Origin of the sequence: Phenylobacterium sp., assembly GCF_004799395.1 — a bacterium.
Taxonomy (GTDB): Bacteria; Pseudomonadota; Alphaproteobacteria; order Caulobacterales; family Caulobacteraceae; genus Phenylobacterium.
Genome location: NZ_SSMZ01000101.1, coordinates 1 through 10362, shown reverse-complemented (window position 1 = coordinate 10362; position 10362 = coordinate 1). Strand labels below are relative to the sequence as shown.

Sequence of the window (10362 nt, the reverse complement as noted above, 5' to 3'; positions counted from 1 at the left end):
TTCCTGTAGACCAGGGTCACGGCCATGCTGGCCGGGTCGTAGACATAGACCGACATCGGCCCGCCGCGGCCGGACAGGAAGTAGAGCTTGCCGCGCGCCCAGACCGGGGAGATGTCGGCGGCCGCCTCGTGCGGGACCTCGACGGTGTCGAGCCCCGAGAGCGTGGTGATCTTGATCGTGCTCGCCCGGCCGCCGCGGTAGTTGCCCCAGGAAACGTAGCTGGTGAAGTCGAAGGTGAAGGCCGGCTGTAGCGGGTTGTAGGCGATGGCTTTTCCGTCCGGCGACAGGGCGCCCGCATAGGCCATGGGCAGCGGCAGCGGCGTGGCCATGCCGCCCTGCGGCGACACCTCGAAGATCTGGGTGTAGCGGCTGGCGGCGCTGCGGTTGGAGCGGAACAGCACCTTCTTGCCATCGGCCGACCAGCCCACCGCCACATCTGCCGCCGGATGGTAGGTCACCCGATGCGGTACGCCGCCGGTCGCCGGCACCGTGAAGACGTCGGTGTTGCCGTCGTACTCGCCGGTGAAGGCCAGCGTCTGGCCATCGGGCGAGAAGATCGGCGCGTTCTCGACGCCGACGCCGGTGGTGATCCGCGTGGCGCGGCCGCCGGCGCGCGGCACGGTCCAGATGTCGCCGGCGTAGCTGAAGGCGATCAGCTCACGGCTGATCGCCGGCTGCTGCAGGATGTGCGGCGCAGCCTGGGCCTGCGCGGCGGCTGTCTGGCCGAGAACGCCGGCCGCAGCCAGCGCGAGAATGGATATGAAGCGCACGGACGATCCCCCCGGAAAGCGAGCGCAAAGCTTGCCGCCCGGCCTGGGGTTTTGGCAATCGGGTTCGCAGCTGCTCCCCCGCCGGGAGCTGTCGCGTAGCGACTGAGAGGGCTTCCCCCGAGGCCGGCGCCGGCGAGGGGCTTCAGCGTCTGAGCGGAAGCCCCTCCAGCCCTCCGGGCCACCTCCCCCGAAGGGGAGGAACGCTAGTTCCGCGCTGTGTCCACCAGGGCGTTCTTGGTGATCCAGGGCATCATGGCGCGCAGGCGCTGGCCGACTTCCTCGATCTGGTGCTCGGCGCCGCGGCGGCGTGTGGCCTTGAAGCTGGGGGCCCCGACCGCGTTCTCCTGCATGAAATCGCGCACAAAGCGACCGGACTGGATGTCCTCCAGCACGCGCTTCATCTCGGCCTTGGTCTCGGCGGTGACGATGCGCGGGCCGGTCACATATTCCCCGTACTCGGCGGTGTTGGAGATCGAGTAGTTCATGTTGGCGATGCCGCCCTCGTAGATCAGGTCGACGATCAGCTTCACCTCGTGCAGGCATTCGAAATAGGCCATCTCCGGCGCGTAGCCGGCTTCCACCAGGGTCTCGAAGCCGGCGCGGATCAGCTCGACGAGGCCGCCGCAGAGCACCGCTTGCTCTCCGAAAAGATCCGTCTCGCATTCCTCGCGGAAGTTGGTCTCGATGACGCCCGAGCGGCCGCCGCCGATCGCCGAGGCATAGGCGAGGCCTAAGTCCATCGCGCCGCCGGTGGCGTCCTGGTGGACGGCGATCAGGCAGGGAACGCCGCCGCCCTTCTGGTACTCGCCACGCACCGTGTGGCCGGGGCCCTTGGGCGCCACCATCAGCACGTCGATGCCGGCGGCCGGCTCGATCAGGTTGAAATGGACGTTCAGGCCGTGGGCGAACAGCAGCGCCGCGCCGTCGCGGATGTTGGGCGCGATCTCGGCGTTGTAGATCGCCCGTTGCAGCTCGTCGGGGGCCAGCACCATCAGCATGTCGGCCCACTTGGCGGCGTCGGCGACGCTCATCACCTTCAGGCCGTCGGCTTCCACCTTCTTTGCGGTGGCCGAGCCGGGCTTGAGCGCGACGGCGACGTTCTTCACGCCGGAGTCCTTCAGGTTCAGCGCGTGGGCGCGACCCTGGGAGCCATAGCCTACGATGGCGATCTTCTTGTCCAGGATACGGGAAAGGTCGGCGTCGCGGTCATAGTAGACGCGCATGATTGTTCTCCTGGGTGGTCAAGAAGTTGCGCTCAGACGCAACGGAGGTGCGGGAAAGCGGGCGCTTTCCAGCGGTTTTTTGCTCAAAGGTCAAGGGACGCAGGTGGCTCACAGGCGCAGTCTCGCCATGGTTAGCGCATCGACGAAGGCGCCGCCCCGCCAGGCATAGGCGCGCAACAGGCCTTCGCGTTCGAAGCCGAAGCGCTCGTAGAGGCCGATGGCGCGGACGTTGTCGGCGTAGACGCTCAGCTCCAGGCGCCTGAGGTTGAACCAGTTGTCGGCCAAGTCGAGGGCGGCGGCCAGCAGCGCCGAGCCCGCGCCGCGGCCGGCGTAGGCGTCGTGGACGGCCATGCCGAACTGGCCGGCATGGCTGCGGCGGTTCTCGAACCGCTCCAGGCCCAGGCAGCCGATCACCTTGCCCTCGATCACCGCGACCAGGCGGGTGAGCGTCGCGGGCGTGCTGGCGGTGCGCTTCTGGCGCGCATCCACCGAGGTGTAGGGCAGCTGCAAGGTGCCGGCGTAAGCGTTGGGCTGGTTCCAGGCCTCGGTCAGCTCGGGGATGTCCCCCGGCTCCAGGGCCCGGATCAGGATGTCGGCTTTTCGTATCGGCGGCTCGGGCATGGTCTCGTCTCCGTGGACGGGGACGGACGGAGAGCAAGAAAAAGCCCCGTCCGGATCCCGGCGGGGCTGATGTGGCGATCGGTGTTTGCTCGAGGTTCTCTAGCGCACAACGTCCCTCACCGGCCCGCCGGAGGCGGTCCGAGTAAGTACGAGGGCGATAAACATCGAGCGCATGACGGACCCATAGCGTTTTCGGCGGCGCTTGGCAAAGCTGGGTCAAGACCTAAGGGCGCGCGGCGCGGAACTCGCTGACGATCCTCTGGGCGCCGGCGTAGAGCGGATTGAGCTTTTCGTCGGCGGCGACGATGTCAATCTGCGTCGCCTGGGCGCCGCGCAGCCCCACCGTGGTCAGCACATAGACCCTCACCGCTCCCGGATCGGGCGTCGGATAGGGTTTCACCAGCGGGACATCGGCAAGCCGGACCTGCGCGTCCGCCACGAGCGACCCCGCCGCCGAGGAGACCAGCGGCTCACGCCGACCGCCGATCATGCCGCCGCCCTTCGAGAAATAGAGGCTGGAGTCCCCGGAGGCGAAGGCGGTCACCGTGACGATCTGATCTTTCTCCCAGAACTCGACGATCACCCCATAGGCCTGCTCCACGCCGGGCTTGGCCTGGACCTCCACATCCTCGCTGTGGGTGGAGAAGGCCACCTCGCGCAGGGCCAGATAGGTGTCGACCAGAATGATCGGGGCCGGCTTCGGGGCGGCGGGCGTCTGGGGAGTCGGCGGCGCGGGAGCTGGCGTCGGAGCGGCAGGTGGCTCAGCGCGTACCGGCCCGCCCGCTGCCGCGGCGAGAAGCAGGGCGGCGACGATCAGGCGCGCAGCGACGGCGCACGGGGTCTTGGGCAAGATCGACTCCAGGGTCCTTAGGGTCCGGTGGCGGAAAACCTCGGCGTGGCTACGTCGCGAAAGCGCCCGAACCGTGGCATGTCAGGGGCATGATCCGCGTCACCGACAGCCTGTCCATCGAGGAGGACGAGCTCAGCGAGAAGTTCGTGCGGGCCTCCGGGCCCGGCGGGCAGCATGTCAACACCTCCAGCTCGGCGGTGGAGCTGCGCTTCGACGCCATGGCCTCGCCATCCCTGCCGGACGAGGTCAAAGAGCGCCTTTCCCGCATCGCCGGCCAGCGAATGAACCAGGAGGGGGTCATTGTGATCTTCGCCCAGAGCCACCGCAGCCAGGAAATGAACCGCCAGGATGCGCGCGAGCGCCTGGTCGAGCTGATTGAACAGGCCACGCACCGGCCGAAGCCGCGCAAGAAGACCCGTCCCACCTACGCCTCCAAGCTCAAGCGGCTGGAGGGCAAGTCGAAGCGATCGGGCGTCAAGGCCATGCGCGGCCGGCCGGGCCGCGACGACTAGCCGGAACCGCCGCCGCGGGACAGCGCGACGGCCCGTGAAACTTCCGCGAAAACTTCGCGCGACGGGGGAATTGGATTGCGGCCATTCCCCTGCGGGTTGTTTGTCTCGTTAACCATTGTGAAGCGTCCGGCAGCCCCGCCTCATTCATTCCTAGGACCGAGGACCATGAAGAAGCTCATCGCAGCCGCCGCCTTCGCGGCGGTCGTCTCCGCGGCCGGCGCCGCCGGCGCCACCCAGTTCGTCGTCAATGGCGATTTCACCAGCCTGACCAACGGCCTCGGCCAGATGGATGCGTTCACGCAGGCTACCGGGTGGACGTCGACCAACGTGGCGCAGAACGCCTACAACTTCGTTATGGCCGACGGCAACGTCGGGTCGAACGGCCAGTACGGGAACGTCGCGCTGTGGACCCAGGCCAACGCCGGCAACGGCTGGAACGGCCTGGCCGCGCTCAGCGGGAATTTCGTCGCTCTGGACGATGATTTTCAGATCGGCGCCCTGACCCAGACGATCACCGGCCTGACGGTGGGTCAGACCTACACCTTCACCTATGAATACGCCTTCGCCCAGCAGTTGGGCTTCACTGGCCCGACGACGCAGAGCCTTGAGGCGGACGTCGGCCCCGACTTCGCGCAGAACAGCGGCAACGTCACGCTTGGCAGCCAGGGCTTCATCGGTTGGCAGGCGGGCGGCGGCGCGTTCACGGCGACCCAGACCTCCGAGACCCTCTCCTTCCTGGCCACGGGCAGCCCGCAGGTGCCCCCCTTCGCCCTGGTCAGCAATGTGTCGATCACCGGCGGCGTGCCGGAGCCGGCGGCCTGGGCGATGATGCTCTTCGGGTTCGGCGGACTGGGCGCCCTGGCCCGGCTGCGGGCGCGCCGGTTCGCCGCCAGGGCCTGAGGCGTCCGCCGCCACGCGCCTTTCCTTGGCGCATGGCCGCGTTAGGGTAAGCCGATGAGCAGCTTTTTCGCCGCGCACCAGCATGTCCTGGCCTATCTGTTGCAGGCCGCTCGGACCTGTCTCCTGCTGGCCCTGCTGATCGCTGTCTTCGCGCCGCTGGAATACGTTTTCGCGGTGCGCAAGGGCGGGCTGTTCGCGAAGGGATGGGCGACCAATCTAGGCTGGTATTTCGTCAACGCCTTCGCCGCGGTGGTGCTGCTCGGACCCCCGACGGCGGCGCTGGCCTGGGCGGCGCACAGCCTGCTCCCGACCGCGGTGACGGGCGCGGCGGCGGCGCTTCCCCTGTGGGCGAAGATGGTCGCGGCCATGGTGGTGGGCGAGCTTGGCTTCTACTGGGGCCACCGCTGGAGCCACCAGGTCCCCTGGCTCTGGCGTTTCCACGCCGTCCACCACAGCGCGACCCATCTGAACTTCCTGGTGAACACCCGCGCCCACCCGATCGACATGGTGTTCACGCGCCTCTGCGGCGTGGCCCTGCTCTACGCGACCGGCCTGGCCAACCCGGTCGGTCCGCATCCGACGCTGGCGCCCGCGCTGGTGCTCTTCGTGGGCTCGCTGTGGAGCTTCTTCATCCACGCCAATCTGCGCTGGCGGCTGGGGCCGCTGGAGGAGGTGATCGCCTCGCCGGCGTTCCACCACTGGCATCACACCTACGACGATCACAAGGATCACAATTTCGCAGCGATGCTGCCAGTCTTCGACCGCCTGTTCGGCAGCTTCTACCTGCCCAAGGCCTGGCCGGCGGAATACGGCACGGCCACCCCGATGCCGGACGACCTGGCCGGCCAGCTGCTCGAGCCCTTCGCGCCGCGCCGCAAGCCCGCGCCGGCCGCCGAGGTCGACACGCCGCGCGCGGCGTGATTCCTTTGCGCCCATAGGGGGTGACCAGGTGAGCATTGAGCTTGAGACCGCCGCGATCGGCGGCCTGTCGGGCTTCCTGCGGGCGAAGCGCAAGCACGTCCCGCCGCCCGGCACGCCCTGCGCCAACTGCGCCACGCCGCTGGAGGGCGCCTACTGCCACGTCTGCGGGCAGGACGCCGACCTGCACAAGCGCTCGATCCGCCACCTGGTGTTCGAGGCGGTCGAGGGCCTCTTCGAGTTCGACGGGCGGATCTGGCGGACCTTCCCGGCGCTGTTCTTCCGGCCCGGCCGCCTGGCCCGCGACTACATCGAAGGCCGGATCGTGCGCCACGTGCCGCCGTTCCGGACCTTCCTTGTCGCGCTCCTGCTGTTCATCTTCGCCGCCGAGCACGCCGCCCACGAAGAGACCCTGGCCGAGGCGCATCGGAAGCAGGTCGAGGCGGCCAAGCTGGCGACGCCGCAGGGCCGCGCCGAGGCCTCGCAGAAATTGCGTGCGGAAGCCGCCAAGGACCTCAAAGAGAATCTGGACGAGGACGCCAAGGACCGACTGGACGACCTGAAGGATTCCGACGCCAACCGCGCCAAGGTCGAGACCAGCTACGCCGCCCGCGTCGCCCGGCATCAGGCGCGCTATCAGCGCGCGTTGCAACGGGCCGACCTGGTGGCGCAAGGCCAGCAGGTCTCGGTCGTCGACCTCGACACCGACCTGCCGGGCGCCCAGAAGCATAGGGCGAAGGAGAGCTGGTGGAAGGCCGCGATCAAGAAGGCCACCGCCAACCCCGACTACTACTGGTCGATCGTCTTCGAGTGGGGCCACCGGTTGGCGATCGTCCTGCTTCCGGTGCTCGGCGTGACGCTGGCCGGGCTCTACCGCAAGCACAAGGACGTCTTCCTCTACGACCACCTGCTGGTGGCGATGAACCTGCTGTCGTTCAACTTCCTGATCAGCGCGGCGGGCCTGATGTTGCCCGCAAGCTGGATGAGCTGGTGGTTCCTTGGCGCGACGTTGTGGAGCGTGGTCAACCTCTACCAGACGCTGCGCGGCGCCTACGGCTCAAGCCGGCTGGGCGCGGCGCTGAAGACCCTGGTCGTCGACCTGGTGGCGTTTTTCGCCTTCACGTTCGGCCTGACCGGCGTCTTTCTGCTGGCCCTGGCGCAACTTTAGCGCCGCTTTCTCGCCTATGGCGCGATTTCGCCGCATTGGCCTATAAGCTCGGCGGCATGGTCGATCGCGTCCGAATCCTCGCCGCCACAGCCGTCCTGACGGCCTCGCTCTCCGCCTGCGCGCCGTCGCTAGGCCCGCCGCCTCCGGGCCGGATGGCCGCCCCGCCGCCGATCGCCGACAGCACCTTCCGCGCCGCGGACTTCGCCTGGTCGCAGGTTCCCGGCAAGAACACGCTGTCCGGCGCCATGGTCCACACCGGCGCCGTCCGCTACAGCTGCGCCGGACAGACGGTGGTGCTGACGCCAGAAACGCCCTGGGCGCGCAAGCGCATGCAGGTGCTCTACGAATCCGATCAGCATGCCGCGCTGGCCGCCGACGACGTGCGCAGCCGTCAGAACCAGGCCCCTCCGGGGGACTCCAATCCCTTCGTCAAGCGCGTGCTCTGCGACGCCGCCGACCATTTCAGCTTCGCCGGCCTGCCGGACGGCGCCTGGTACGTGGTCACCCTGGCCAAGCCGGTGGCCGGCCAGACGGGCCCGAGCCTGGCCATGATGCGCCGGGTGATCACCCGCGGCGGCAAGGTCACCGCCTTCGAGCTCTAAAGGCGCGCTCCGGCGCGCTGGAAGCGTGGCCAGAACCCGCGTCGGCGATGCGCGTTTGCCTCGGTCGGGACACCAACCGAGGAAGATTTCCAATGCGTAAGCTGTTGTTTGCGACCCTTGCGGCCGCGACCCTGGTCGGCGCCGCCGGCGTCGCGACCGCCCAGCCGGTCGTCGTCGAACGCTACGGCCACTGGGACCCGGCGTGGGGCGTCGCCCCGCCGCCGCCCCGGGCCGCCTGGCATCGCTGGCACGGGCATGAGACCGAATGGTACGGCCACGTGCACACCTGCATGACCCGCCCCGGCTATGACGCCCGCCGCGACATGTGGCGCGACGGCCATCGCTGGGTGTCCTGCGCCGACTGATTGGCGATGAGCTGGTGATCGAAGGGCCCCGGCTCGCGCCGGGGCCCTTTTCCTAGTGCACCTTGGCCCGGCCGATGATCAGGCCGTCGGCGTCGGCGGAAACGTCGATCACCGCTCCGTCCTCCAGATCGCCGGCCAGCAGCTGCCGGGCGATGGGGTCGACCAGTTCCTTCTGGATCACCCGCTTCAGCGGCCTCGCGCCATAGACCGGATCGTAGCCGCGCTCGGCCAGCCAGTGGGTGGCCGCGCTGTCCAGCGCGATCGACATCCGCCGGTCGGCCAGCAGCTTTTCCACCCGCTTCAGCTGGATCCTGACGATGCCGTCCATCTCGCCGCGGCCCAGCCGCTTGAAGAGGATGATCTCGTCGATCCGGTTCAGGAACTCGGGCCTGAAGTGGCTGCGGACCACGTTCATCACCGAAGGCCGCGCGACCTCGACGTCCTCGCCCTCCTCCAGGGTGGCCAGGAATTCGGAGCCCATGTTGGAGGTCATGACGATGAGCGTGTTTCGGAAGTCCACCGTGCGGCCCTGGCCGTCGGTGAGCCGCCCGTCGTCCAGCACCTGCAAGAGCACGTTGAAGACGTCCGGGTGGGCCTTTTCCACCTCGTCGAACAGCAGCACCTGATAGGGTCGGCGCCGCACGGCCTCGGTCAGCGCCCCGCCCTCGTCATAGCCGACGTAGCCGGGAGGCGCCCCGATCATCCGGCTGACCGAGTGCTTCTCCATGTACTCGCTCATGTCGAGGCGGGTGATGGCATGCTCGTCGGAGAACATGAATTCGGCGAGCGCCTTGGTGAGCTCGGTCTTGCCGACGCCAGTAGGGCCCAGGAACAGGAACGAGCCGATCGGCCGGTTGGGGTCCTGCAGGCCAGCGCGAGCCCGCCGGACGGCGTCGGAGACCGCCAGCAGCGCCTCCTCCTGGCCGACCACGCGGGCGCGGAGCGCGTCCTCCATGGAAAGCAGCTTCTCGCGCTCGCCCTCCAGCATTTTCTCGACCGGCACCCCGGTCCAGCGGGAGACCACCGCGGCGATCTGCTCGGCGTCCACCACCTCGGGCGAGACGGCGTCCTTGTCGGCCTTGGCGTCTTCCTCGGCGAGACGCTTTTCCAGGGTCGGGATCTCGCCGTAGGCGATCTCCGAGGCGCGCTGCAGGTCGCCGCGCCGCTGGGCGTTGACCAGCTCGGCGCGGAGGCGCTCCAGGGCCTCGCGGACCTGGGCGGCGGAGGAGACCTTCTCCTTCTCCGAGCGCCACTTGGCGGTCATCTCCGCAGACTGGCCCTCCAGGTCGTCGAGCTCGTCCTCGAGCTTTTCCAGCCGGGCCCTGGAGGCCGCGTCGGTCTCCCTGGTGAGCGCCTCGCGCTCGATCTTGAGCTGCACGACGCGCCGGTCGATCTCGTCCAGTTCCTCGGGCTTCGAGTCCACCGCCATGCGCACGCGGCTGCCCGCCTCATCCATCAGATCGATGGCCTTGTCCGGCAGGAAGCGGTCGGCGATGTAGCGGTTGGAGAGGGTCGCCGCGGCGACGATGGCGCTGTCGCTGATCCGCACCCCGTGGTGCAGCTCGTACTTCTCCTTCAGGCCGCGCAGGATGGAGATGGTGTCCTCCACGGTGGGCTCGGAGACGAACACCGGCTGGAAGCGCCGCGCGAGCGCGGCGTCCTTCTCGACGTTCTTGCGGTACTCATCGAGGGTGGTGGCGCCGACGCAGTGCAGCTCGCCGCGGGCCAGCGCGGGCTTGAGCAGGTTGGAAGCGTCCATGGCTCCCTCGCTCTTCCCCGCGCCCACCAGGGTGTGCATCTCGTCGATGAACAGGATGATCGAGCCCTCGGCGGCGGTGACCTCGTTCAGCACGGCCTTCAGCCGCTCCTCGAACTCGCCGCGATACTTCGCCCCGGCGATCAGCGAGCCCATGTCGAGCGACAGGAGCTGCTTGTCCTTCAGGCTTTCGGGCACGTCGCCGTTGACGATGCGCAGGGCCAAGCCCTCGACGATGGCGGTCTTGCCGACGCCGGGTTCGCCGATCAGCACGGGGTTGTTCTTGGTGCGCCGCGACAGCACCTGGATGGTGCGGCGGATTTCCTCGTCCCGGCCGATGACCGGGTCGAGCTTGCCGTCGCGCGCGGCCTGGGTCAGGTCGCGGGCGTAGCGTTTCAGCGCGTCGTAGCCTTCTTCAGCCGAGGCGCTATCGGCGGTCTTGCCCTTGCGCAGCGCGGCAGCGGCGTCTTCCAGCGCCTTGGCTGAGGCCCCGGCGCCCTTCAGCGCCTTGGCCGCGTCGCCGCCTTCCTTGGCGATGGCGATGAGCAGGCGCTCGGTCGTGACGAAGGCGTCGCCGGCGGCCTTGGCCCCGGCTTCGGCGTCGGCGAACACCCGGGCGGCCTCCGGCTTCATATAGAGCTGGCCTGTACCACCCTCGACCTTGGGCAGCTTGGAGA

10 protein-coding genes and 1 pseudogene are annotated in these 10362 nt (G+C 68.6%); 6 read left to right on the top strand and 5 right to left on the bottom strand.

Going from position 1 to position 10362, the window contains the following annotated elements:
• From E8A12_RS07250 to E8A12_RS07235, 4 genes and pseudogenes are all read right to left on the bottom strand, one after another.
• Nucleotides 1–770 (bottom strand): annotated as a pseudogene (locus E8A12_RS07250) (protease); the annotation flags it as partial.
• Nucleotides 771–973: 203 nt separating this feature from the next.
• Nucleotides 974–1993, bottom strand: coding sequence for a ketol-acid reductoisomerase (gene ilvC, locus E8A12_RS07245; RefSeq protein ID WP_293367248.1), 1020 nt, complete (start codon nucleotides 1991–1993; stop codon nucleotides 974–976).
• Between the two features lie 108 nt (nucleotides 1994–2101).
• The gene (locus E8A12_RS07240; protein WP_293367247.1) at nucleotides 2102–2614 is read right to left on the bottom strand and encodes a GNAT family N-acetyltransferase; all 513 of its coding nucleotides are present in this window, start codon (nucleotides 2612–2614) and stop codon (nucleotides 2102–2104) included.
• A gap of 223 nt (nucleotides 2615–2837) precedes the next feature.
• Nucleotides 2838–3464, bottom strand: coding sequence for a hypothetical protein (locus E8A12_RS07235; protein WP_293367246.1), 627 nt, complete (start codon nucleotides 3462–3464; stop codon nucleotides 2838–2840).
• A gap of 89 nt (nucleotides 3465–3553) precedes the next feature.
• Between E8A12_RS07235 and arfB the strand changes: the two genes are divergently transcribed.
• The 6 genes from arfB to E8A12_RS07205 all read left to right on the top strand — a co-directional run bounded on the left by arfB (nucleotide 3554) and on the right by E8A12_RS07205 (nucleotide 7929).
• Nucleotides 3554–3976 carry an alternative ribosome rescue aminoacyl-tRNA hydrolase ArfB gene (gene arfB / locus E8A12_RS07230; RefSeq protein ID WP_293367245.1) on the top strand — a complete coding sequence of 141 codons (423 nt, stop codon included), beginning with the start codon at nucleotides 3554–3556 and terminating at the stop codon, nucleotides 3974–3976.
• A 165-nt stretch (nucleotides 3977–4141) separates the two neighbouring features.
• On the top strand, nucleotides 4142–4876 hold the full coding sequence (locus E8A12_RS07225; protein ID WP_293367244.1) for a PEPxxWA-CTERM sorting domain-containing protein: 735 nt from the start codon (nucleotides 4142–4144) through the stop codon (nucleotides 4874–4876).
• Between the two features lie 54 nt (nucleotides 4877–4930).
• Entirely contained in the window at nucleotides 4931–5797 is an 867-nt protein-coding gene (locus tag E8A12_RS07220) for a sterol desaturase family protein (protein WP_293367243.1), read from the top strand.
• 28 nt (nucleotides 5798–5825) lie between these two features.
• Nucleotides 5826–6962, top strand: a complete 1137-nt coding sequence (locus E8A12_RS07215) for a DUF3667 domain-containing protein (protein WP_293367242.1) — start codon at nucleotides 5826–5828, stop codon at nucleotides 6960–6962.
• Between the two features lie 56 nt (nucleotides 6963–7018).
• Nucleotides 7019–7564 carry a hypothetical protein gene (locus E8A12_RS07210; RefSeq protein ID WP_293367241.1) on the top strand — a complete coding sequence of 182 codons (546 nt, stop codon included), beginning with the start codon at nucleotides 7019–7021 and terminating at the stop codon, nucleotides 7562–7564.
• A 92-nt stretch (nucleotides 7565–7656) separates the two neighbouring features.
• Nucleotides 7657–7929 (top strand): hypothetical protein, encoded by a 273-nt coding sequence (locus tag E8A12_RS07205; RefSeq protein ID WP_293367240.1) that lies wholly within the window; start codon nucleotides 7657–7659, stop codon nucleotides 7927–7929.
• Between the two features lie 52 nt (nucleotides 7930–7981).
• Here the strand turns inward: E8A12_RS07205 and clpB are convergent.
• The coding region (gene clpB / locus E8A12_RS07200; RefSeq protein WP_293367239.1) for an ATP-dependent chaperone ClpB at nucleotides 7982–10362 on the bottom strand (2381 nt) is incomplete at its 5' end.